The 23690-nt window shown below is 64.4% G+C and carries 17 protein-coding genes; 5 read left to right on the plus strand and 12 right to left on the minus strand.

The window, feature by feature from the left end:
- The first annotated feature begins 445 nt into the window (after window positions 1–445).
- From CAG00_RS20630 to CAG00_RS20655, 5 genes are all read left to right on the plus strand, one after another.
- On the plus strand, window positions 446–2089 hold the full coding sequence (locus CAG00_RS20630) for an acetolactate synthase large subunit (RefSeq protein WP_025340336.1): 1644 nt from the start codon (window positions 446–448) through the stop codon (window positions 2087–2089).
- 403 nt (window positions 2090–2492) lie between these two features.
- Entirely contained in the window at window positions 2493–3044 is a 552-nt protein-coding gene (locus CAG00_RS20635; protein WP_075046105.1) for a UPF0149 family protein, read from the plus strand.
- Between the two features lie 274 nt (window positions 3045–3318).
- Entirely contained in the window at window positions 3319–3948 is a 630-nt protein-coding gene (locus tag CAG00_RS20640; protein ID WP_075046104.1) for a glutathione S-transferase family protein, read from the plus strand.
- Window positions 3949–3975: 27 nt separating this feature from the next.
- On the plus strand, window positions 3976–6012 hold the full coding sequence (locus CAG00_RS20645) for a pyridoxamine 5'-phosphate oxidase family protein (protein ID WP_085665223.1): 2037 nt from the start codon (window positions 3976–3978) through the stop codon (window positions 6010–6012).
- Window positions 6013–6225: 213 nt separating this feature from the next.
- Window positions 6226–7122 (plus strand): LysR family transcriptional regulator, encoded by an 897-nt coding sequence (locus tag CAG00_RS20655; RefSeq protein ID WP_025340328.1) that lies wholly within the window; start codon window positions 6226–6228, stop codon window positions 7120–7122.
- Between the two features lies 1 nt (window position 7123).
- On the opposite strand, the gene CAG00_RS20660 is transcribed toward CAG00_RS20655, so the two are convergent.
- From CAG00_RS20660 to tssC, 12 genes are all read right to left on the minus strand, one after another.
- Window positions 7124–7714, minus strand: a complete 591-nt coding sequence (locus CAG00_RS20660) for a hypothetical protein (protein WP_176240906.1) — start codon at window positions 7712–7714, stop codon at window positions 7124–7126.
- 1 nt (window position 7715) lies between these two features.
- On the minus strand, window positions 7716–12116 hold the full coding sequence (locus CAG00_RS20665; RefSeq protein WP_085665225.1) for an RHS repeat-associated core domain-containing protein: 4401 nt from the start codon (window positions 12114–12116) through the stop codon (window positions 7716–7718).
- A 9-nt stretch (window positions 12117–12125) separates the two neighbouring features.
- Entirely contained in the window at window positions 12126–12560 is a 435-nt protein-coding gene (locus CAG00_RS20670; RefSeq protein ID WP_085665226.1) for a DcrB-related protein, read from the minus strand.
- Window positions 12561–12571: 11 nt separating this feature from the next.
- Window positions 12572–14509 (minus strand): type VI secretion system tip protein VgrG, encoded by a 1938-nt coding sequence (locus CAG00_RS20675; RefSeq protein ID WP_085665227.1) that lies wholly within the window; start codon window positions 14507–14509, stop codon window positions 12572–12574.
- An 11-nt stretch (window positions 14510–14520) separates the two neighbouring features.
- On the minus strand, window positions 14521–17196 hold the full coding sequence (gene tssH, locus CAG00_RS20680) for a type VI secretion system ATPase TssH (RefSeq protein WP_085665228.1): 2676 nt from the start codon (window positions 17194–17196) through the stop codon (window positions 14521–14523).
- Entirely contained in the window at window positions 17189–18205 is a 1017-nt protein-coding gene (tssG, locus tag CAG00_RS20685) for a type VI secretion system baseplate subunit TssG (RefSeq protein WP_085665229.1), read from the minus strand. Before tssG ends, tssH begins: the two co-directional genes overlap by 8 nt.
- Window positions 18202–20064: a type VI secretion system baseplate subunit TssF gene (tssF, locus tag CAG00_RS20690; RefSeq protein WP_025340320.1), complete on the minus strand. Its 1863-nt coding sequence runs from the start codon at window positions 20062–20064 to the stop codon at window positions 18202–18204. The genes tssG and tssF overlap by 4 nt, the downstream gene beginning before the upstream one ends.
- The gene (gene tssE, locus CAG00_RS20695) at window positions 20061–20576 is read right to left on the minus strand and encodes a type VI secretion system baseplate subunit TssE (RefSeq protein ID WP_025340319.1); all 516 of its coding nucleotides are present in this window, start codon (window positions 20574–20576) and stop codon (window positions 20061–20063) included. Before tssE ends, tssF begins: the two co-directional genes overlap by 4 nt.
- A complete protein-coding gene (locus CAG00_RS28870) occupies window positions 20570–21010 on the minus strand; it encodes a hypothetical protein (protein WP_075046098.1) in 441 nt (146 codons plus the stop codon). The genes tssE and CAG00_RS28870 overlap by 7 nt, the downstream gene beginning before the upstream one ends.
- A complete protein-coding gene (locus tag CAG00_RS20705) occupies window positions 21007–21447 on the minus strand; it encodes a type VI secretion system amidase effector protein Tae4 (protein WP_025340317.1) in 441 nt (146 codons plus the stop codon). Before CAG00_RS20705 ends, CAG00_RS28870 begins: the two co-directional genes overlap by 4 nt.
- A gap of 70 nt (window positions 21448–21517) precedes the next feature.
- Window positions 21518–22006 (minus strand): type VI secretion system tube protein Hcp, encoded by a 489-nt coding sequence (locus CAG00_RS20710; RefSeq protein WP_025340316.1) that lies wholly within the window; start codon window positions 22004–22006, stop codon window positions 21518–21520.
- A 185-nt stretch (window positions 22007–22191) separates the two neighbouring features.
- Entirely contained in the window at window positions 22192–23688 is a 1497-nt protein-coding gene (tssC, locus tag CAG00_RS20715) for a type VI secretion system contractile sheath large subunit (protein WP_025340315.1), read from the minus strand.
- Window positions 23689–23690 lie beyond the last annotated feature (2 nt).

The raw sequence follows: 23690 nt of genomic DNA on the forward strand, positions 1-23690 counted from the left end.
ACTCAGCAGTGAAACGATGCATCGCCGATGGTAGTGTGGGGTTTCCCCATGTGAGAGTAGGTCATCGTCAAGATTCATTTCGCAAAACCCCTATCTGCGCATGCAGGTAGGGGTTTTGTCTTTGTGGTGCAAAAAATCCCGGGCATACGCAGTCCCTGTGGGAGCGGGCGCGCCCGCGAAGCAGACGACGCGGTGTATGGCACCGGCTTCGCCGGTGTTCGCGGCGGTTCGACGCCTCGACTCGCCCGCTCCCACAACTCCCACTCTGAGCGCGCAATACCCAGGCTGCGACAATATTCCCGTCACATTCACGTGACTTTCCCGCGCCCACCCTACGTCAAGACTTTGGTTCGGGGCATTCCTGGCCCCGGGCTGAGCGATGCCAGCGTACCGTGCTGCGCATTTCCGGACTTCCACCGTCCCATCACTTGAGGTAGCAAGCAAGATGGCCAAGGCCGCCGATGTCGTTGTGCAATGCCTGGAAAACGAAGGTGTCGAGTATGTATTCGGTATTCCCGGTGAAGAAAACCTCGACCTGCTCGAATCCCTGCGCAAGTCGAAGATCAAGCTGGTACTTACCCGTCACGAGCAGTCCGCAGGCTTCATGGCCGCCACTTACGGCCGCCTGACCGGCAAGACTGGCGTCAGCCTGTCGACCCTCGGCCCTGGCGCCACCAACCTGGTCACCGCCAGCGCCTATGCCTACCTGGGCGGCATGCCGATGATGATGATCACCGGCCAGAAGCCGATCAAGAAGTCCAAGCAGGGCCGCTTCCAGATCATCGACGTGTGCGGCATGATGGACCCCATCACCAAGTACACCCACCAGTTCGCCTCGGCCGACAACATCCCGGCCCGTATGCGCGAAGCCTTCCGCCTGGCCGAAGAAGAGAAGCCAGGGGCCGTGCACCTGGAGCTGCCGGAAGACATCGCCGCCGAACAGACCGAAAGCCTGCCGATTCCGCCTAGCCTGAGCCGCCGCCCGCTGGCCGAGCACAAGGCCATCGAAGCCGCCGTGGAAAAACTGCAGAAAGCTCGCAGCCCGATCCTGGTGATCGGCGCCGGCGCCAACCGCAAGATGACCGCCAAGGTCCTCAAGCAGCTGATCGACAAGACCGGCATCCCGTTCATCACCACCCAGATGGGCAAAGGTGTGGTCGACGAGCGTCACCCGCGCTTCCTGGGCAACGCCGCACTGTCGTCGGGTGACTTCGTGCACCGCGCCGTCGAAGCCGCCGACCTGATCGTCAACATCGGCCACGACGTGATCGAGAAGCCGCCGTTCTTCATGGTCCGTGGCGGCACCGAAGTCATCCACATCAACTTCCGCTCCGCCGAAGTCGATGCCGTGTACTTCCCGCAGGTGGAAGTGATCGGCGACATCGCCAACGCCGTATGGCAGATCAGCGAAGCGCTGACCGACACCACACACTGGGACTTCACCCGCCTGATGGCGATCCGTGAAGCCAATGAAGCGCAGATCGCCGAAGGTGCCGACGACAACCGCTTCCCGGTCTACCCGCAGCGCATGGTCGCCGATATCCGTCGCGTGCTGCCATCCGAAGGCATCGTTGCCCTGGACAACGGCATCTACAAGATCTGGTTCGCCCGCAACTACAAGGCGCACAAGCCGAACACCGTACTGCTGGACAACGCCCTGGCGACCATGGGCGCCGGCCTGCCATCGGCCATGGCCGCGCACCTGGTGCATCCGGACCGCCCGGTGATTTCGGTTTGCGGCGACGGCGGCTTCATGATGAACAGCCAGGAGCTGGAAACTGCGGTACGCCTGGGCATGCACATCACCGTGGTGATCCTGCGTGACGACGGCTACGGCATGATCCGCTGGAAGCAGGCGAACATGGGCTTCACCGATTTCGGCCTGGACTACGGCAACCCGGACTTCGTCAAGTACGCCGAAGCCTACGGCGCCAACGGCCACCGCGTGGAAAGCGCCGAAGGCCTGCTGCCGCTGCTCGAGCACTGCATCAAGACCCCGGGCGTGCACGTGATCGACTGCCCGGTCGATTACAGCGAGAACGACCGCATCCTCAACAGCGAGCTGCGTGAGCGCGCGCTGGCGGTGTAAGGCCTGACAGGTACGGCGCCACCTGAAGGCTGGCGCCGAACCTGTGTAGGAGCGGCCTTGTGTCGCGATGGGCCGCAAAGCGGCCCCCGGATTTCAGCGTCAACGCAACAATCGCCGGGGCTGCCATGCAGCCCATCGCGACACAAGGCCGCTCCTACATGGATCACATTTACCACCTGTTCTGCGTATAAGACCCGACCTGCCACATCCATTTCATATTCCTTCAACAGCTTTACAAGCGCCTTTCCAAACAACTGTTAAGGCAGCCGCGATGTACGATGCAACGCTTGGCTATCGCTTCCATGCACCAATGCCGCGGTGATGGCATGAATAATCGCTATCGCGGACTCAGGGTAGTTCTGTGCTAGGGTGCACACACTTTTGCTTCCCAGGATGTTCACCCATGCTCCCCGCACTCAGCGAAAAAGAACTCGACCGCCTCGAAGACCTGCTGATCACCTACGGCAATGACTACTCGGTACTCAACCTGGCCGAGCTCAATGGCTTTTTCACTGCACTGGCCAGCTCACCGACCACTGTCACTCCGGAACAGTGGCTGCCCGCGGTGGCTGGTGGCAAGGTGCCGAAATTCAAGAAGCCGGCACATGAAGAGGCGTATACGGCATTGATGCTGCGCTATGCCAGCCAGGTGGCGGAGGAGTTGGGCGACGATGTCGACCACTTTGAGCCGCTGTTCGAAGAAAGCGAAGGCGAAGAGGGCAGTGTGATCATCATGGAGGAGTGGTGCTTTGGCTACATGCGCGGCACTCAGGTCGCTGGTTGGGCCGAGCTGCCGCCGGAGCAGGACCAACTGCTCAAGGCCATTTCGCTGCATGGGCTCGAGGACAACTTCGAGTTGCTGGACCAGATGAGCGAAGAGGACATCCAGGCTTGTGTGCCACAGGTGATCGAGGCTGCGCGTGGGTTGTTCCGGTATTTCAACAAGCTGCACTGATCTTGCACCTGCCTTTGTAGGAGCGGCCTTGTGTCGCGATAGGGCCGCAAAGCGGCCCCAGGATTTCAGCAGCGATAAACCATAGTCGGGGGCCGCTTTGCGGCCCTATCGCGACACAAGGCCGCTCCTACACAGGGGATACGCGGATCTGGATATTTCCATTATTCCGCCCCGCGAAATTATGGTTTCCCCGCCACACGGATTCTGCTGCCAGCCGAACCGGTGCAGCATGTGCTCCACCAGCCCACCCCGGTGCTGATCAGGAGCCAAGCCCATGTCGAACCCGATCAAGCTTTACAACTTCCCCAAGTCCGGCCACGCCCATCGCATCGAGCTGATGCTTTCGCTGCTGAACCTGCCCACCGAGCTGGTGTTCGTCGACCTGGCCAAAGGCGCGCACAAGCAGCCGGACTTCCTGGCCCTCAACCCGTTCGGCCAGGTCCCGGTCATCGACGACAACGGCACGGTGGTCGCCGACTCCAACGCCATTCTGGTGTACCTGGCCAAGAAGTACGACAACGGCACCTGGCTCCCCGAGGAACCCGCTGCCGCCGCCCGCGTCCAGCGCTGGCTGTCGGTCGCTGCCGGCCCGTTGGCCTTCGGCCCTGCTGCCGCGCGTCTGGTCACGGTGTTCGGTGCCTCGTTCAACACCGACGAAGTGATTACCCGCGCCCATACCCTGCTGAAGGTGATCGACGCCGAGCTGGCCAACACCCCCTTCCTGGCCGGTAGCACACCCACCATCGCCGATATCGCCAACTACTCCTACATCGCCCACGCACCGGAGGGCAATGTGTCGCTGGAGCCCTATGCCAACGTACGCAGCTGGCTGGCGCGGATCGAGGCGCTGCCGGGCTTCGTGCCCATGCCACGCACCGTGATCGGCCTGCAGACCAGCGCCTGACATCCCGCCATTGCGAGGAACGCCGCCATGCAACAGAACCCGGATCACCACTCCTCGCCCTGGCATGCAGGGGAGAAGACCCTGCAGGAAAAAGCCGGTGTCGCGGAGCGCATGGAGGCGTTCGGGCAGAAGGTCATTCGTGACTACATGCCCGACCAGCATCGTATTTTCTATCACCAGTTGCCGTTCATGGTCGCCGCCAGCGTGGACGCACTGGGGCGGCCCTGGGCAACGCTGTTGGAAGGGCCGGAAGGTTTCGTCAGCTCGCCGGACCCGCGCCAGCTGACGATCGACACTCAACTGCCAGCAGACGATCCTGCTACCCCGGGGCTGGCTGCCGGGCAGGCGGTCGGCCTGCTGGGGATCGAACTGCACACCCGCCGGCGCAACCGCCTCAACGGCCAGATCCACCAGGCCGGCGACGGGCAACTGCAGGTGACTGTGGAGCAGTCGTTCGGCAACTGCCCGCAGTACATCCAGCTGCGTGACTACACCCGTGTCGCGGAACCCGCCCAAGGGCGTGTCGATGCGACGACACTCGATGCCTCGGCTGCCAGCATGATCCAGGCAGCCGACACCTTCTTTGTCGCCAGCTATGTCGAGCATGACGACGGCCAGCGCTCGGTGGATGTCTCCCACCGTGGCGGGCGGCCCGGGTTCGTCAAGGTCGAAGGCAACCGCCTGACCATTCCCGACTATGCAGGCAACCTGCACTTCAACACCTTGGGCAACCTGCTGGTGAACCCGCAAGCAGGGTTGCTGTTCATCGATTTCAGCAACGGCAACGTGTTGCAGCTATACGGGCATGCCGAGTTGCTGCTGGACAGCCCCGCCATCCAGGCATTCGAAGGTGCCGAGCGCTTGTGGACGCTGGAGGTCGAGCAGGTGGTGTGGCGCCCGGCTGCCGTTTCCCTGCGTTGGGCCTTCAAGGAGTACGCGCCGACCAGCCTGATGACCGGCACCTGGGCCGAGGCCGACATACGCCTGCAGCAACGCCAGCGGCAGCGCCAATGGCAAGCCTGGCGCGTGCTGCGGGTGGAGCAGGAAAGCCGTGATATCCGCTCGTTCTACCTTGAGCCTCCTGCTGGCAGTGCGATGGCCTTTGCGCCGGGGCAGCATGTTCCGGTGCAAGTCCGGCTCGACGGTGAGGCGGCGCTGATCCGCACCTACAGCCTGTCCAGCGCGCCTTCCGACGGTTACCTGCGCATCAGCGTCAAAGCCCAGGGCCCGGCCTCGCGGCACCTGCATGAGCGCGTCGTGGCAGGCGATATGCTGAACGTGCGCCCGCCAATGGGCAGCTTCACGCTGGACCAGCAGAGCACACGGCCGCTGGTGCTGATTGGCGCGGGTGTGGGTATCACGCCGTTACTGGCCATGCTGCGCGAGCAGTTGAGCAAGGGGCAGGCACGGCGCATTCATCTGTTTCATGGGGCGCGCAGCCTGGCCGACCTGCCGTTCCGTGAGGAGCTGGCAAGCTTGCGGCAACAGGCCGGCGGCCTGCTGCACGTGCACCGCGCCCTGAGCCAGCCGGAAGAGCATGCGCTGGCGGGGCGTGATTACGAGTTTGCCGGTCGGCTGGGTATCGAGCAGGTCAAGGCCACGCTGGCGCTGGACGACTACGATTTCTATCTGTGCGGCCCGGGCAGTTTTACCCAGGACCTGTATGAAGGGCTGCGCGGGGTGCATGTGCCGGATGCGCGGATCCATGCCGAAGCCTTTGGCCCGTCGACGCTCCGGCGGCACACCGACGATGACCAGCCCACCCTGCAACAGCCACCTGCTGCCAGCGAGCCGGTACCGGTGTACTTTGCGGCTTCAGCCAAAGAGGCACGCTGGGCGCCGGGTAGCGGGACGCTGCTGGAGCTGGCCGAGGCTCGCGGATTGTCGCCGGAGTTCAGTTGTCGAGGTGGGTCGTGTGGTACTTGCAAGACCCGCTTGGTCAGTGGTCAGGTACATTACCCGAACCCGCCGGCCGAGTTGCCGGAGGCGGGGTCGGTGTTGATCTGCTGTGCCGTGCCGGCCCGGGTCGAGGAGGGGGTACAGGCGTTGGTGCTGGATATCTGATCGTGCGCGGTCCCCTGTAGGAGCGGCCTTGTGTCGCGAAAGGGCCGCAGCGCGGCCCCAGGATTTCAGTAGTGAAGCATCAATTGCTGGGGCTGCTGTGCAGCCCTTTCGCGACACAAGGCCGCTCCTACAAGGGACCGCGTACGGGACAGAGGCAACACAAAACGCTCGGATGAAAGATAATCCCGGCACTTCATAGCCCCAGGAGCCCGCATGGACCAGATCCACCTGATGAAGGTGTTCGTCGCCGTAGGCGAGCTGGAAAGCTTCGCCGCTGCTGCCCGCCGCCTGGACATCTCCCCAGCCGCGGTCACCCGTGCCGTCAGCGCCCTGGAGGATCAGCTGGGGGTCAAGCTGCTGCTGCGCACCACCCGTAGCGTACGCCTGACCGAAGCCGGTGGCCGCTACCTGGAAGACACCCGGCATATCCTCGCCAGCATCAACGAGGCCAACGAAGCCGCCGCCGGCATCAACGCCACGCCCAAGGGCGACCTGGCCGTCACTGCGCCCATCCTGTTCGGCAAGAAGTTCGTCATGCCGTGCATCGTCCACTACCTGCAGCAGTACCCCGAGGTTGACGTTTCCGCCTACTTCCTCGACCGCATCGTCAACATGGTCGAGGAGGGCATGGATGTGGCCGTTCGTATCGGCCCCTTGCCCGACTCCGGGCTCAAAGCACTGCGGGTGGGCAGGGTCCGGCGCATGCTGTGCGCCTCTCCCGAGTACCTGGCGCGCCATGGCGTGCCGAAGCACCCGTCCGACCTGGCGGAGCATGCGGTGATCGGCACCACCAACCTGTCGCCGCGAGCCGGTTGGCGCTTTGGGGTGACCGATGAGCCGACTCTGGTGCGCATGAAGCCTCGCTTGACGGTGACCAGCAATGACGGGGCAATCGCCGCTGCCAGCGGCGGGTTGGGCATTGCCCGCCTGCTGTCGTATCAGGTCGCGGATGAGGTGGCCAGTGGGCAGTTGCAGGTGATCCTTGCCGAATACGAAGAGGCGCCGTGGCCAATCCATATACTGCACCGGGAGAGCAAGTACGGTTCGGCCAAGGTCCGCGCCTTCATTGACATGCTGGCGCAGGAACTGAGGGCTCGGCAGCTGGACTGATTCAACCGAGCAGGGTGAATGTAAAGCAACCTGGGCACTGCTGTTCCAGCCACTCCTTGGCCCGTTCGCTCAGGAAGTACCCGCGATAGACATCCCCTTTGAAGAAGTCGGCTTGCTCGTCGGCCTTGAGCACCTTGAGATACTGGCCGAGGTCGGCAGGGTCATGCTGCGGGTCCTTGAGCAGGTTGAGCTTGCCCATCACGAATGCCTGCCAGTACTCCGGCATACGCGCGGCAAGCTCAGGGTCATGCGGCAGGGAGTCGATGATCGAGCTCGGCCCGCCTTCCAGATCGAGGTAATCGGTAATGGGCTTGCTGGTGTCCCAGTGCAGCCAGTCGATGTGAACGATATGGGTCTTCTCCAGATGCTCGTAACGCCCGATCCCCTTCAGGCCGCTTTTTTCCAGGGCTTCCTTGACCGGCTGGGTGAGCACCAGCGAACCCGAACGTATGTAGGCGGCCGGGGTGTACGGGCCGGCCCGCTCGATGCTGTCTACATCGGTATCTTCGTCCCAGGCGATCATGCCCTGGAGCAGTACCGCGCCCCAGTCTCCCCAGGGAGTCGGCGCGTTGTCCAAGTGATAGATGTTCATGTCAGCCTCCGCAGCCCTTGCCATTCTTGCCGTAGCGACGCACATGGTTCCTCGTCGCCTTGGGCACATTGTATTGGCGCATCATCACCTTGATCTGCTTTTGCAGGTCCTTCTTGGTGAAGTTCGCGTTGTTGTTGAACCACTTCTTCCAGTCCTCGTTCCAACCTTTGGCGTGAATGTCGGCGTGAAATGCATTCGGAATGCGCGAGATCTGCTGGTCGATGTAGCGTTTGGGGTTGCGAATTCCGGCAGCTTTCATCTGGTTACGGAAATCGCGGTCTTCCCGCCACATTTCTTGCGGGATCATGTGGTGGTCACGCATTGACGCCGGACCATGCCTGCTGCGCCAGGCTTCGGTGGTTCGCTTGATACCGCCCTTGGTATAACCGGTCAAGGTCAGCCAACCTAGTGGATCGACCCATGTCACCGGGTTTGGCGCATACCGGTACAGTTGGTGACCACCAGACAGGCCAATCGGGTCAGGCTGGGTAAAGCGGCCTACCTCCGGGTCATAGAACCTGAAGGTGTTGTAATGCAACCCGGTCTCCCGATCCAGGTATTGCCCCTGGAAGCGCAGATTCTGTTCCTGCAGGCAACTGGCCTGGCGGGACTCATCGAGGGTAGAACCCCAGCCCAGATAGCTGGCCTGCCATACCACGCGTCCCTGTTCATCGGTCAGCCACTCCGGGAGCCCCCCGAGGTCATTATGGAAGTGCAGCACCTGCTGGTTCGGCCCGCTGCCGTCGATGCGTGCCAGCGGCTCATAGCCGTCACCCTCGTACAGGTACAGGCTTACCTGGCCATGGCGCTGTTCCTGCAACAGGCGTAATCCGTCCCAGGCAAAGCGCGTCTGGCCGAGCAGCTGCCCGGCACCATCATGTTCGCTTTTTTCCACCCGCCGCCCGAGCGGATCGTAACGCATGCGTACACTGCGTTCCCGCCCTGCCTGGCGAGTGCGTACCTCTACCAGGCGGTGCTCTGCGTCGTAGCTGAAATGCTGTATGCCGCGCCGGCTGCTGCGCTTTTCCACCAGGCGGCCAAAGGCGTCGTAGCGGTAGCGCTTGTCCTGGTACGCCAGCAACCTGTCGTGCAGAACTGGGGCATTGGCCGTGGCATCCAGCAGGTTGCCGGCGGCATCGTAGCGGTAGGTTTCATGATTGCCGTTGGCAATGTCATGACTGCCCATCAGGCGCCCACCCGCATCAAGCTGGATGATCTGGTCATGCTGCACCCGGCCGGCTACCTGCCGCACGCGCCGGTTCAGGTCATCGCGCGGGTCGTATTCGAAGCGCTGCTGGAAAGGTGCGGGTAATTGCACGGGTTGGCTGGCGGGCCTGCATCTGCGGGTGCGCAAACGTCCGTTGCGGTCATATTCCTGGTGTGTGAGCAACGCGCCCTGGGTACGCTGCACTTCCCGGTGCAGGCGATCGCGTTCGTAGTCGTTGATGACATGTCCGTCCAGGTTGATCTGGTGCAGGTGACCGCTTCCGTAGTACATGCGGTTGATCCAGCGGCCATCGAACAACTGGGTGCGGCACAGGTTGCCCAACTCATCGTAGCGATGGCGCAGTACGCCGTTGCCACTGTGCTCCTCGACCAGCTGTCCCAGCGCGTCAAAGCACAATTGCAGGGTTTCGCTGTTGCCGGCAGCATCGTCGAAATGAACCTCGGTAAGGTTGTCGAGCTCATCGTAGCCATAGGTGGTAACGCCATCCGCGGTCGTCTTGGTAATCAGACGACCCAGGGCATCACGTTCCAGGCGGTGGACGATCGGCTCGACCGAGCTGTTACCGGGCGTCGGGATGTAGGCCACCTGCACCACATTGTGTAACGGGTCGTGACGGTACTCCCTGGCGGTTCCATCGAGAAACTGCTCGCGGACCAGGCGATTGGCGGCATCCCACCGGAAGTAAAAGTGCTCGACGTTTTCGTTGGTCAGCGACAGCAGTCGACCGTAGGGGTCGACCTGGTAGCCAAGCGTGCGTCCTTGCGGGTCGCTGGACTGGAGCAGGACACCACGGGCATCGAAGCGGTACGCGGTGATACCACCAGCGGGGTCGATCGCTTGCGTCAGCCTTCCTGCCTCATCGTAGCGATAACCTTCACGGGTACCGTCTGGCCGTGTCACGCCAAGCAGAAGGCCATCGCTGTCGTACTCGAACTCGGTACGTTCGCTCAACGCATCGGTCACTGACAGCAAATGGCCGTTGCGGTCATAACGATAGCGTGTGATGTGGCCGGAGCAGTCGGTTTCCTGCAGAAGCAGTCCCAGGTCGCTCCAGCGCAGGGTTCGCGAATGCCCTGCGGGGTCGATGATCTCGGTCGGCTGGCCACGGTGGTCGTAGCGGTACTGCGTGACGTTACCTTGCGGGTCGGTTTCGCCGATACAGTTGCCGCGCGGATCATAGCGGTACTGCCAGCTGTTGCCGGCCGGGTCCATCGTCGAGCGCGGCAGCGACCAATGCTCCAGCCACTGCGTCGATTCGCTGCGCCCCAGCGGGTCGACGGTCTGGGTCAGGTTGCCCGAAGCATCGTAAAAGTATTGCCAGCGCCCTTCCATCGGATCGACCGCTGCGAGCAACTGACGCTCGTCGTCCCATTCAAACCGCCAGGTCGCGCCGACTGCATCAATGTATTCGGTGATCTGGTACTGGGCATTCCAGCGTCGCGTGCTGACACGTTGCAAGCCATCGGTGATCCGGGTCGTGCGTGCAGGGATGTCGTACTCGAACTGGTACTCATCACCGCCACTGCTCCTGTAATGCACCACCCGCCAGTCGTCTTCGGTCAATGCCCATTCGTAGAAGCAGCGCAGACCAGCAGCGTTCTCATGCTCGACCAGGCGCCGTTGTTCGTCGTAGACAAAGCGGCGGCGCAGCCTGCCCTGGCTGTCGTACACTGCCGCCAGGTCGCCACAGGCGTCGTACTGGTAACTGACCAGCAACTGCAGGTCGCCATCGGCATGGCGACGTTCCAGGCGGGCGACCCGTTGTGGCCACTGTGGCGCATAGTGCAACTCGACCTGTACAAGGTCGAACGTGTCACGCAGCCGGATCAGGCGCCCGCTTTCGTCATAGTCCAGATAGATGCGGTTGTCGTTGCGGTCACCCATGGCGCTCAGGCGCCAGTGGCCCGGTTTTCCAGGGGAGGGCTGGAACAGGCGGTACAGCCCTTTGTCGATATCCTCGATCAGGATTTCGTCCTGTTGCGAGCGGCGTACGCTCAACCCTTCACCGGCGCTGAACACGGCATCGGCGCGGGCAATGTAGCCCATGTCGATGACTCGAGCCTGTTCATCGGTAAACGACAAGCGCTCGCTGCCATCGGCGTCCAGGTGCAGTTGCACGAACACCTCGTACTCGATGCTCCAACCTGCGCCGAACAGCCCTTCACGGCGCTCGTCGCGGCTGTTGTAGAGCCGTTGCCAGTCCAGGGGCAGCAGCGCCTGCAGGCTGAAATCCAGCTCGTCGGGCCCGCACAGGATCTTTGCCCCGGTAGACGCGTGCACCGGGTTGGGTGAGCCGGACGTTGCCTGAACGATGGCATTGGTAACCTGCCCGGAGACGAAACTGCTCACCCCACCCAGCAACATGCAGCCGAACTTGCTGTAGAACTTGCCGCCACGCCCGCGTAGCAGCATCAACGCGGTCACTGCCAGGCCGATGCCCGGCGTCTTGCCGCTGCGAATCTCGCGCACCACGATCGGCTCGCCGCCGATGCGCACGTTGTTCGACACAAGGCCGCCATCGACGATCACCGCTTCGCAGGTGCTGCGGTCACCGCTGCGGCAGGCCGGGTGGCCATTGATCAGCACCTTGCTGGACCCCTCGGCCAGGTACTGCGGTGGCATCGGCGGGTGCTTGCTGCACAGCACCTTGTCGTCCGGGGCCGGCAAGGTATTGGCGGCGGGCGTGGCCACGGTCGGCCGCCACATTTGCGAGAAGAAGCCCTTGGCCATGTCGAGGAAGGTTTCTTCCTTCGCCTCGCCAGCCTCGGCCCCGGCCTGCTCCAACGGTGCCGGCGGGCCGGTGACGACGCCGGCAGCACGTGCCGCGCGCTTGCCGTTGGTGCGAGTGTTCGACGAGCCACTGATGATGTTGGCCTGCACCGACGGCGGGAACAGGAAATTGCCGATGCCCTCGCATAATCGGCTCAGGCCCGTATCGGCGCCGGTCTTGGCCATGACCACACCGACCACCAGGCCGACCACCGCGCCCAGCACGAAGCAGCCAAGGCCGCCAGTGGCCACGGTCAGGCCGAATGCCGCCGCCACTGCGGCAGTGGCCAGGGCGCCGATGGCCACCGTGGCGGCGATTTCCAGCACACCCCCGACGATGTCGGCCAGCATCGAGGTGTGCATCAGCGCGTCGCCTTCGCGGGCGGCCCACAGTGCGTCGGACATGGTGCGCGATCAGCCCAGGCTGTCGAAGTCGAGCGACTGCTTGATGCTTGCCCAGTGCGCCGCTTCGGCCGCGCCCAGCGGGCTGGCCTTGACGTAGCTCAGGGCAAACATCTTGCGCGTGCCGGGCAGCACCAGGGCCAGCTGGTACTGATAGACCTTCTCGTGGCCCTTGCTGAACTGGCTGCTCAGCTCGATGGCGGCGATCGACTGCCCGGCGCCTACCAGCACCGCCTGGGCGGGCTGCATGCGCAGGTCCTTGACCTGCTGCTGCAGGCGCTGCAACTGGCCGTCGAAATTGCTCTGCAAGGTCTCGCCTTCGGCCAGCAGGCTGCGGCTGATGATCAGCGAGGTGGCCAGCGCCTCGAAACGCAGGATGTTGATACTGCTGTCCTGCACGGCGGCATCGGGCAGGGCCAGGCGGAATTCGTTGACGCGATAACTCATGACAGGTCTCGTTACTGGTCGGAGCCGGAGAAGATCGCCTTCACCGAGTCGTCGATGGTCTTTTTCACACCCTGGTTGTCGGGCGCGGTCTGCGCACCGCTGCCGACGTTCAAGTCGAGGGTGCCGTCGGTATTGATCTCGCCGTTCTGCCTGGCATGGAAGCTGAACTGCTCGCAGCTGATATTGATCTGGCCGCTGGCGTTGAGCTCGATCACGCTCTTGCCGCACACCAGGCGCAGGTTTTCGCCCACTTCGATCAGGTAGCTGGTGCTGACGCTATCGGTCTTGCTGGCGCCGACCAGCAACATGTCGTCACGGCGCACGGCGCGGATGCGGTCCTGGCCGATGGTGATGGTTTCCAGCATGCCCACCGTCTGGGTACGGTTGATGCCGACCGCCAGCGTCTCGCTCTGCTCGACCACGGTGTCCATGTTGCGCTCGGCATGCACGTAGATCTGCTCGGCGCCCTTTTTGTCCTCCATGCGGATTTCATTGAAATTGGCCGGGCTTCCGCCTTTGCTCGAGCGGCTCTTCATGCCGCTTTGCGTAGCATTGGCGGGCAAGTCGTAGGGCACGCTCTGTTCGGCGTTGTAGACGCGGCCAGTGATGATGGGCCGGTCGGGGTCGCCTTCGAGGAAGCTGACGATCACCTCCTGGCCGATGCGCGGGATCTGCATCGAGCCCCAGTTCTTGCCGGCCCAGGCCTGCGATACGCGGATCCAGCAGGAGCTGTTCTCGTTGGACTGGTCGTGGCGGTCCCAGTGGAAGTGCACCTTCACCCGGCCATATTGGTCGGTCCAGATTTCCTCGCCGGCGGGCCCGACCACCACGGCGGTTTGCGGGCCCTTGACGATCGGCCGCACGGTGCTGCCCTGCGGGCGGAAGCTCTGCTGTGCGTCGATGCAGCTGAGGTTGCTTTCGAATTGCGCTGCGCTGCTGCCGGTGCCGCTTTCCAGGCGCTCCTGATGCACGTAGTAGCGTGCGCCGACGATCAGGTACTCGCGGTTCTGGTCCTGGCGGGTGAACCCGCTGAGGCTGAACAGGTGGCCACTGCCCAGGCCGCGGGCGTTGCCGCGCAGCTCGACCCGCTCGTGCAGGCTCTGCAGCGACTCCAGGCGAGTACGCGCGTAGTGTTCGCCATCCTGGCTTTGCTGGTAGGCGCCGGGGTAGTCGTACAGTGGGTAGTCACCGGCCTGGTGCGGGCGTGGCATGGCCGAGCGCACGTCGATGCGCGCGCTGGGGCGCTGGAAGTCGTAGTCGTTGAGCTCCAGGGAACCTGGCTGGACTTCCTGGGCCAGGTGCCAGTCGTTGATGTGGTCACGCTCGCGGTGCTGCCCGTCCGGCGGGTAGAAGGGCACGCTTTCGTAGCCAGGCACCTGCGGGTGCGCGCCATAGGCGTCGGCCAGCACCAGCACGTGGCGCTGCGCTTCGTGGCGGAAGAAGTAGTAGATGCCTTCCTCTTCCATCAACCGGCTGACGAAGTCGAAGCTGGTCTCGCGGTACTGCACGCAGTATTCGCGTTCGCGGTAGCTGCGGCTCAGGGCATCCTCGAAGTCGGAAAAGCCCAGGTCGCGAAACACCTGCTTGATGATCTGTGGCGCGCTCAGGTGCTGGAAGATGCGGCAGTCGCTGGTGCGGGTCAGCAGCCACAGCCACGGGCGCAGGGTGACCCGGTAGCTGGCGAACTGGCCCTGGTCCACCGACTGGCTGCAGCGGGCGACGATGCCATGGAAGTAACGTGACGTGCCGAGGCCCTGCTGCACGCTCAGGCTCATCGGCTTGCCCAGCAGGGCATTGAGGTCGATGGCCGGGTCGTCGCTGGTCAGCTGCAGCTCATAGTCGAACAGGCGGCCGAGCTCGTCGCTGCCACCCATTTCGGCCAGGATCAGCTTGTCCGGCCCCAACGGGCTGTTGATCTGCGCCAGGCGCGTGAACTGCGTGAACAGCATGGTCCGTCCTGTCAGTCGGCTGCGCCGAAGTCATAGTGCAAGTCGTTGTCGCGGCGGCTGATGCGCACGCTCGCTAGCGGCTTGCCTTCGAGCATGCGGGTGAGGAACTCGCGGCTCATGTCCGGCAGCAGGCCGTTGGTGAGGATGGCGTCGATCATGCGGCCACCGCTTTCGGTTTCGGTACAGCGCGAGACGATCAGCTCCACCACCCCTTCGTCGTAGGCGAAGCCGACCTTGTGCGTGCCTTCGACGCGCTTGCGGATGCGCTCCAGTTGCAGGCGGGTGATGGCCTTGAGCATGGCGTCGCTGAGCGGGTAGTAGGGGATGGTCACCAGGCGGCCGAGCAGCGCCGGCGGGAAGATTTCCAGCAGCGGCTTGCGCAGCTGGCTGGCCACCGCGTCCGGGTCGGGCAGGGCCTGTGGGTCGCTGCAAGTGCGCGCAATGAGCTCGGTACCGGCGTTGGTGGTGAGCAGAATCAGCGTGTTGCGGAAATCGATCTGGCGGCCTTCGCCGTCCTCCATCACGCCCTTGTCGAACACCTGGAAGAAGATCTCGTGCACGTCCGGGTGGGCTTTTTCCACCTCGTCCAACAGCACCACGCTGTACGGCCGGCGGCGCACGGCCTCGGTCAGCACGCCGCCTTCACCGTAGCCGACGTAGCCAGGTGGGGCGCCCTTGAGAGTCGAGACGGTATGGGCCTCCTGGAACTCGCTCATGTTGATGGTGATCAGGTTCTGTTCACCGCCGTACAGCACCTCGGCCAGGGCCAGTGCGGTCTCGGTCTTGCCCACGCCAGAGGTGCCGGCGAGCATGAACACGCCAATCGGCTTGTTCGGGTTGTCGAGGCCGGCGCGGGAGGTCTGGATGCGCTTGGCGATCATTTCAAGCGCGTGGTCCTGGCCAATGATGCGCCTGGCCAGCAGGCTGTCGAGGTTGAGCACGGTCTCGATCTCGTTGCGCGCCATGCGTCCCACCGGAATCCCGGTCCAGTCGGCCACCACCGAGGCCACTGCCTGGTAATCCACGGTCGGCAGGATCAACGGGCTCTCGCCTTGCAGGGCGCTCAGGCGCCGTTGCAGGTCGGCCAGCGTTTCGCGCAGTTCAGGGTTGCCTGGCACCTGCGCGTCCTGGTCGACCACCCCGGCCTGGTCGCGCAGCTGGGCGCGGGTGGCCAGCAATTGGTCGACCAGGGCCTTTTCTTCGGCCCAGCGGCTTTCCAGCGTGGCCAGGCGTTGGCGCTCTTCGGCCAGCAGGGTGTCGGCCTGAGCCTGGCGCTGCCCGGTAGGCACACCGATGGCGGCTTCACGGGCGATGATCGCCTGCTCGACCTCCAGCGCCTCGATACGCCGGCGGCTGTCGTCGACCTCGGCTGGCACCGCGTGCAGGCTGATGGCCACGCGCGCGCAGGCGGTATCGAGCAGGCTCACCGATTTGTCCGGCAGCTGGCGCGCCGGGATGTAGCGGTGCGACAGCTTGACCGCGGCTTCGAGTGCTTCGTCGAGGATCTGCACCTGGTGGTGCTGCTCCATGGTCGATGCCACCCCACGCATCATCAGCAGCGCCTTGGCTTCGCTCGGCTCGTCCACCTGCACCACCTGGAAGCGGCGGGTCAGGGCCGGGTCCTTCTCGATGTGCTTCTTGTACTCGGCCCAGGTGGTAGCCGCCACCGTGCGCAGGCTGCCACGGGCCAGTGCCGGTTTGAGCAGGTTGGCGGCATCGCCGGTGCCGGCGGCGCCACCGGCACCGACCAGGGTATGGGCTTCATCGATGAACAGGATGATCGGTTTGGGCGAGGCCTGCACATCCTCGATCACCTGGCGCAGGCGCTGTTCGAACTCGCCTTTCATGCTGGCGCCGGCCTGCAGCAGGCCGACGTCCAGGCTGCGCAGCTCGACGTCCTTGAGCGCTGGCGGCACGTCGCCAGCGACGATGCGCAAGGCGAACCCTTCGACCACGGCGGTCTTGCCGACACCGGCTTCACCGGTAAGGATCGGGTTGTTTTGCCGGCGTCGCATGAGGATATCGACCAGCTGGCGGATCTCTTCGTCACGGCCGACGATAGGGTCGAGCTTGCCGCTTCGGGCCTGTTCGGTAAGGTCGACGGTAAAGCGCTTGAGCGCCTCCTGCTTGCCCATCGCCGCAGGCGCCACGGCGCCGCTGGCCTCGCCAGGCTGCCCAGCGCTGAAGCCGTCGGTGGCGGCCAGGTGGTTTTCCGGTGAGTCTCCCACGTACTCGTCGAAGCGTTCGCTCAACGCCTCGATCTTCAGCTTGGCGAACTCGTTCGACAGCCCCAGCAGGGCATGGCGCAGGCCAGGTGTCTTGAGGATGCCGACCAGCAGGTAGCCGCTGCGCACCTGGCTCTCGCCGAACATCAGGCTGCCGTATACCCAGCCGCGCTCGACGGCTTCTTCCACCTGCGAGGAAAGGTCGGTGATCGAGGTTGAACCGCGTGGCAGCCGGTCCAGTGCATCGGTCAGGTCGCGGGCCAGGCGCGCCGGCTCGATATCGAACTGGCGCACGATACGGTGCAGGTCGCTGTCCTGCAGTTGCAGCAACTGGTGCAGCCAGTGCACCAGTTCGACATAGGGGTTGCCCCGCAGCTTGCAGAACACCGTTGCGGCCTCGATGGCCTTGTAGGCGACGCTGTTGAGTTTGCCGAACAGCGCGGCGCGGCTGATTTCACCCATGGTCCTGGTTCCTTGTATGGTGGGCGGCGGCCGGCTGGTCGGCGTAGTACCGGGCCAGCTTCAGGTCGCGTGCATCGTGCGAAGGGCGGCCGAGCCAGGTATCGAAGCCCAGGCGTAGGCCGGCATTGAGTTGCAGTGCAGGCACCTGGTCCTGCGCGAGGATCAGGTTGAGGTCCCAGTCCAGTTCCTGGCCCAGGTATTCGGCGACCCATGCCGCCAGTTCGACGAAGGCCTGTCCGCCGGGCAGCAGGGCGTGGTACTGGTCGAGGCTGAGCGGGCCGAGGCACAGCTGGAACTTGTGCTGGCGGTCCCAGGCGTAGCGGCCCAGGCAAAGGTCCATGCCCAGGCGGTTGGCGCGCACGCCGAGCTGGCTGCGTTCGGGCAGCTCAAGCCACTGGCCGACGTACTCTTCCAGCGTCACAGGCACGCCGAAATACCCGCTGAGGATGCTGCACAGGCCGTCCGGGTAGCGCGTTTGCGCGCTCAGGTGGCCGGACCAGTGCAGTTTGGCGGTGTCGGCCAGCGCGCCCTGGCCTTGCAGTTCGGGCTGGCCACGGCCACTGAGCGCCGCCAGGCGCGCGGCCCAGTAGTCATCACCCGGGCGATCGTGGCTGACGGTCGGTCGGGCTTCGGCCCAGGCACGGTAGAACAGGCTCAGCAGGCGGTGATGGAAGACGTCGAGGAACGCCTTGCTGGTCGAATCGGCATGGTTGCGCTGGCGCTCGCGCATGTATTCGGTCAGGTGCAGTGGCAGCGGCCCGTTGGGGCCACCGAGGCCGAAGAAAAACTGCTCCAGGCGCGCCGGCTGGTTGCCGTCGGCGCTGACCGAGGCAAGGGTCGACGGGGCGAACCCGCAGTCCAGGCGCTGGCCCAGGCGCACAGGCTCGTCGGCCAGGCGCAGGGAATGACCGAAGCGTGGCAGCTCGGGGTATTGCGCTTCGAGGCGGCGCAGCGCCTGGAAGAAGTCGTACGCCCAGGGCTCGTCCTGCATGGCCTGCAAGGTGTTCATAAGGTTGGCCTGCGCCCCGGTTTGGCCGACCAGCGCATGATCTCGCCGCGTTCGCTGGTGCGCAGTACCGTTTCGGTGAAGCTGTTGATCGACACGTAGCGGGTCAGGAAACGCTCGAACACCGCGCCGAGCAGGAACACGCCGGTCCCGCGGAAGGCGTTTTCGTCGAAGGTCAGGGTGATCTCCAGGCCACGCCCGAAAACGATCGGCCCGGGCATCGGCAGGCGTCGGGTGCAGGGCTTGCTGCTGACGTCGCGCAGGCCGTCGATCTGCAGATTCAGGGCGCTGTCCTGCGGGTCGCCATACAGGCGCAGCAATTCGCGCAGGGCGGCGGCGCCCTGGCCGTGCTCGGCCAGCGACAGGTAGTTCAGCGACAGCTGGCTGATCAGGCGCCAGGCGCGGTTGTCGTGGGCATGGCTGGCCTTGGGCCGGCTCGGGCCGGCCAGGCAACGCACGCCGGCAACCGGTGCGCTGTCGGCCAGGCTGAAGTCGCTGCGCCCGTCGCCAACACTCATGAACAGTGGCAGGTCGCGGTTGCTGCACAGGGCGCTGATACCCAGCTGGCGCAGGTCGTGACGGTAGGGTGCCTGCTGGCCGTCGACCAGGCTGATGAACGTTTCGCTGCCCATGTAGCTGGAGCGGGTGCCATTGCGTCGCTGGTCGCTGGACAGCACCCGCGGCTCCCGGCGCACGATGTAGTAGGCCTGGTCGCGGCCGTAGCGCGACGGGTCGCGCACCGCATAGAACGGCAGGAATTCCTGATCCGGCCCGGTGCCGTGGCCGGTGACCCGCTGCAGGGAATGGATCTCGAAATCGGTGGGCCGGGTGCGGTCGGCGATCACGTGGTGCTCATGCACTCGATCGGAAAGGTGCAGGCGGTCGACACGGCGCGGGAACAGGTTGATCGCCGGAGTGCAGAACGGCACGAACTGGCTCGCGCCGACGCTGCTCTCCAGGCTCTGGTCGAAGCGTTCGAACAATACCAGCACTTCCAGCGTCTGGCCGGTGCAGCGCTGTACGGCCTGCTCCAGCCCGGCAAAATCGACGAACAGGAAGCGCTGCGGCAGGGCGAAGTACTCCTGCAGCAGGCGGTAGCCCTGGAAGGCCTGGGGCACCACCGGCAACGCCGCTTCACGGTCATCGAAGCCACACGGGCGCAGGGCCTGTTCGACCGGAATACGTTCCACCCAATCGGCGCCGGGTTGGCGCACGAACACCGCACAGGCGCTGCCCAGCAGTTGCTCGTAGAGGCGGAACGGGGTTTCGTCGGCGCCGTTGAGGTACAGCGGCAGATGGCTGAGCGGCAAGCTGGCGAACGGCACCTCGGCGCCACTGCGCAGGGTCAGGCGCAGGCCGGCGCGGGCTTGTGGCACGCTGCTGGCCAGGCGCCCGAGCACCGCGCCGGGGTTGCCGAAGTACTCGGCGCGGGCTACCTGCAAGGGCCAGAGGGTGACGTCCTGGGTGCTGCGGAACTCGCACGGGGTTTGCGAGTTGCGCCCCAGGTTGGCGCGCAGCACGCTGTCACGCGGCAGGCGGAACCCGGCGGCCAGTGAACCCTCGTCGGGGTCGGTCTGCAGTTGCACCACGGTCATCGACGGGGTCGGCGCCAGGTAGTGCGGGTAGGCGATCTCCAGCAGGTTATGGGTGAAGGTCGGGTACTCGGCATCCAGCTTCAGTTGCACCCGCGCGGTGAGGTAGGCGAAGCCTTCGAGCAGGCGCTCGACATAGGGGTCGGCACACTCGATCCCGGACAGCGTCAGGCGCCCGGCGATCTTCGGGTATTCCCGGGCGAACTCCGCCGCACTTTCGCGGATGTGCTGCAGCTCCTGGTTGTACAGCTCGAGCAGGCGCGGGTTCATGCACGCCTCCGGCGTTCGGCAGGGGCCACGCGCACATGGCCGGACTCAAGGTCCACCTCGGTCTGCAGCAGCAACGGCAAGGCCGCCGGCTGGGCCCACAGGTCACCTTCGATTTCGAAACTCAGGGCGTTGGCATTCATCTCGCCGGGTGCGGCCTGGGCACGCACCTTCAGGGTATGGGCGAGGATGCGCGGCTCGTAGGTGGCGATGGCCTGGTGGATGATGCGCTCCAGGGCGGCCAGGTCGATGTTCGAGGCGCTGTTGCCGGCCAGGGCCGGCAGGCCGTAGTTGATCACCGAAGCCCCGGCCGGGGTGCCCAGGGTCGCGGCGCTGTCGAGCAGCGAAGTGGTGTTGAGCAACCAGGCGAGGTCGCGCAGTACCGAGGCCTTGAGCTGGTGCAGGCTGAGCACGCGCTTGTCCGGCGCTTCCTGCGGGTTGCCCGGGTCGTCGTCGGTCAGGCGGTCCAGCAGCGAGGGCTGCAGACGGTCGCGGGCGGCGATTTCGGCTACCACTCGAACAGCCCCACGAAGTTCTTCTGGTCTACAGGGCCGTTCGAGCAGCTGGCGCCACGTGCCAGGATGGAAGGCTCCAGGCGCTCGCCCAGCTGGCGAACCGCCTGGTACTGGCTTTCGCAACGGCCGGGTTGTGACGGGTCTGGCTGCACATGGCTGACAATGATGATCTGCGCGCCATTGAACTGCTCCACGCGAGGCTTGCCGCCATCTCGCTCCGGGCTGAGCTGGCAGGGCCAGGGCATCTCCAGCTGCAACAGCGAGGCATCGGCCTTGCGCAGCGCGCAGCGGCCTTCGTGGTTCACCAGCACGAGCTTTTTCCCGGCAAGGCTGACCTCTGGCGCCGCGTTCGACGAGGGAGCGGGGGGCTGTGCACAGGCATTCAGGGCGAACGCGACCAGCAGGGCCGGCATGGCTTTGGGCGCACGTTTCATTTCAGCTCCCAGAACCAGACGGCCTTGGAACGATGGGCCTGGTCGGCGAAATAGCCCGTGACCCGGCCTCTGTCCCACAAATCGATGTGATCGCCGGTACGGTTTTCGAATGCCTGCCCGGCACGGGCGAAGCAGTCCTTGAAGAAGATGATGCCGCGCTTTTCGCCGAGCTTGAGGCGGTCGCTTGCGCTGCCGCTCAGTTGCAGCGGGGCGCCAAGATGGTGCTTCCACAGCCAGTTGGCCAGCGATTCGGCACCCCGGGCATGGCCATGGGCACAACGTGGTTCGCTGTAGGTACCGGCGTTCACCTTGATGGTGTGCTCGCCGTTGAGCGCGATACTCATGCGGATGGCGCACTGGTTGTCCCAGCCGCCGTCGCAAGGCGAGGAGTCGGTCGGGTAGGCATTCCAGAGGTTGATGAAAGAAGGCTTGGCCATGGGGTTCACCGTGAGCGGGTGAGGTGGGGGAAGGCGCCCGCGCCAGCCAAGGCGGCGCGGGCGCGGTCGGTCAGATCTTGACGTTGGAGCGGATGTTCCAGCCGTACTTGATCGGGCCGCCTTCCTTGGTGCCGTCGGCTTTCTGCGGCTGATAGTCGACGGTGACCTTGGCGAAGTTCAGGGTCACGTGCTCGGTCAGGCGGTCGTCGCTGCCCGAGCCACCAGTGCTCAGCGAACTGATGATGACTTCTTCAAGGTTGATGATCAGGTACTCGACCTGGCTCTCGCCCCCGGCCTTGCGCACGGTCAGCTTGACCTTGTCGATGTGCTTGCCGCTGGAGCAGTGGGCCATCAGGTTGGGGCTGGCCTTGTCGATGTACTTGGTGATCGACAGGTCCTGGATGTTGACCTTGCCCGAGCCGCCGCCGCTGCCCATGTGCATGTTGCCGGACTGGGACATGCCCCAGCTCCAGTTGAGCACGTCGATTTCGTCCTTGTGGGCCTTGTCGTGGGACTCGCCCTTGATGTCGCCGATCTTGATGAAAATGTCTACAGCCATGGTGTCCTCGGTATTACGCGTCAGGTTGGCGGTTTGGTGCAGTTGGGGCTGCTGCGCAGCCCTTTCGCGACGCAAGGCCGCTCCTACAGAAGCTGCGTCGGTCTCTCACTCAACACACGACGTCGGCCCTCTGTGCAGGAGCGGCCTTGCGTCGCGAAAGGGCCGCGAAGCGGCCCCGAAGTCTGTCAGGCCCCTTTGGCCGAAGGCAGCTTCGATACCAGGCGCAGCGACACGGTCAGCCCTTCGAGCTGGTAGTGCGGGCGCAGGTAGAAGCGCGAGTTGTAGTAACCCGGGTTGCCTTCGACGTCCTCGACCACAACCTCGGCTGCTGCCAGCGGGTGCTGGGCCTTGGTGGTCTCGGTGGAGTGCGCCGGGTCGCCGTCGACGTAGTTGAGGATCCAGTCCTGCAGCCAGCGCTGCATCTCGTCCTTCTCCTTGAACGAGCCGATCTTGTCGCGAACGATGCACTTGAGGTAGTGAGCGAAGCGGCAGGTGGCGAACAGGTACGGCAGGCGCGCGGCCAGGTTGGCGTTGGCGGTGGCGTCCGGGTCGTCGTATTCGGCCGGCTTCTGCAGCGACTGGGCACCAATGAAGGCAGCGAAGTCGGTGTTCTTCTTGTGCAACAGCGGCATGAACCCGTTCTTGGCCAGCTCCGCTTCGCGGCGGTCGGAAATGGCGATTTCGGTCGGGCACTTCATGTCCACGCCACCGTCGTCGGTGGGGAAGGTGTGCGCCGGCAGGCCCTGCACTTCGCCACCCGACTCCACGCCACGAATGCGCGAGCACCAGCCGTAGTACTTGAACGAGCGGTTGATGTTCACGGCCATGGCATAGGCGGCGTTGGCCCAGGTGTACTTGCTGCTGTCGGCGCCGTCGGTGTCTTCTTCGAAGGCAAATGCTTCGACCGGGTCGGTCTTGGCGCCATAAGGCAGACGCGCCAGGAAGCGCGGCATGGTCAGGCCGATGTAGCGCGAGTCTTCGGACTCACGCAGCGAGCGCCAGCCGGCGTATTCCGGGGTGGTGAAGATCTTGGTCAGGTCGCGCGGGTTGCTCAGCTCCTGCCAGGAGCCCATGCCCATCACGGTCGGCGAGGCGGCGGCAATGAACGGTGCGTGCATCGAGGCGCAGACCTTCGACATCTCGCCCAGCAGCTCGACGTCGGGTGGCGACTGGTCGAAGTAGTAGTCGCCGACCAGGCAGCCATAAGGTTCGCCGCCGAACTGGCCGTACTCTTCCTCGTACAGCTTCTTGAACACCGGGCTCTGGTCCCAGGCAGTGCCCTTGAATTTCTTCAAGGTCTTGTGCAGCTCGGTCTTCGAGACGTTGAGCACGCGGATCTTCAGCTGCTCGTCGCTCTCGGTGTTGTTGACCAGGTAGTGCAGGCCACGCCAGGCGCTTTCCAGCTGCTGGAAGTCATCGTGATGGATGATCTGGTTGACCTGTGCGGTCAGCTTGGCGTCGATGGCGGCAATGATCTGCTCGATCGAGCCGATGGCATCGTTGGACACCAGGCTGGTCTGCGCCAGGGCCTGCTCGGCCAAGGTACGCACGGCGCTTTCGACCGCTTCCTTGGCACGTTCGGTCTTGGGCTTGAATTCCTGCAGCAGCAGGGCGGCGAACTCGCTCGGGTCCTGGGTGGCAGCTCCCGGCTGGGCCTGGGCGTCGCGCAATGGATCGTTCATGG

It is taken from the genome of Pseudomonas sp. B5(2017) (genome assembly GCF_002112825.1).
Classification (GTDB): domain Bacteria; phylum Pseudomonadota; class Gammaproteobacteria; order Pseudomonadales; family Pseudomonadaceae; genus Aquipseudomonas; species Aquipseudomonas putida_Z.

Coding starts and splice junctions, on each gene's coding strand:
- tssC (WP_025340315.1), bottom strand. CDS start 23,688: ATGAACGATCCATTGCGCGACGCCCAGGCCCAGCCGGGAGCTGCCACC.
- CAG00_RS20705 (WP_025340317.1), bottom strand. CDS start 21,447: ATGGCCAAGCCTTCTTTCATCAACCTCTGGAATGCCTACCCGACCGAC.
- CAG00_RS20660 (WP_176240906.1), bottom strand. CDS start 7,714: ATGAACATCTATCACTTGGACAACGCGCCGACTCCCTGGGGAGACTGG.
- CAG00_RS20655 (WP_025340328.1), top strand. CDS start 6,226: ATGGACCAGATCCACCTGATGAAGGTGTTCGTCGCCGTAGGCGAGCTG.
- CAG00_RS20640 (WP_075046104.1), top strand. CDS start 3,319: ATGTCGAACCCGATCAAGCTTTACAACTTCCCCAAGTCCGGCCACGCC.
- CAG00_RS28870 (WP_075046098.1), bottom strand. CDS start 21,010: ATGAAACGTGCGCCCAAAGCCATGCCGGCCCTGCTGGTCGCGTTCGCC.
- CAG00_RS20670 (WP_085665226.1), bottom strand. CDS start 12,560: ATGAGTTATCGCGTCAACGAATTCCGCCTGGCCCTGCCCGATGCCGCC.
- CAG00_RS20630 (WP_025340336.1), top strand. CDS start 446: ATGGCCAAGGCCGCCGATGTCGTTGTGCAATGCCTGGAAAACGAAGGT.
- CAG00_RS20710 (WP_025340316.1), bottom strand. CDS start 22,006: ATGGCTGTAGACATTTTCATCAAGATCGGCGACATCAAGGGCGAGTCC.
- tssH (WP_085665228.1), bottom strand. CDS start 17,196: ATGGGTGAAATCAGCCGCGCCGCGCTGTTCGGCAAACTCAACAGCGTC.
- tssG (WP_085665229.1), bottom strand. CDS start 18,205: ATGAACACCTTGCAGGCCATGCAGGACGAGCCCTGGGCGTACGACTTC.
- CAG00_RS20645 (WP_085665223.1), top strand. CDS start 3,976: ATGCAACAGAACCCGGATCACCACTCCTCGCCCTGGCATGCAGGGGAG.
- CAG00_RS20665 (WP_085665225.1), bottom strand. CDS start 12,116: ATGTCCGACGCACTGTGGGCCGCCCGCGAAGGCGACGCGCTGATGCAC.
- CAG00_RS20635 (WP_075046105.1), top strand. CDS start 2,493: ATGCTCCCCGCACTCAGCGAAAAAGAACTCGACCGCCTCGAAGACCTG.
- tssF (WP_025340320.1), bottom strand. CDS start 20,064: ATGAACCCGCGCCTGCTCGAGCTGTACAACCAGGAGCTGCAGCACATC.
- CAG00_RS20675 (WP_085665227.1), bottom strand. CDS start 14,509: ATGCTGTTCACGCAGTTCACGCGCCTGGCGCAGATCAACAGCCCGTTG.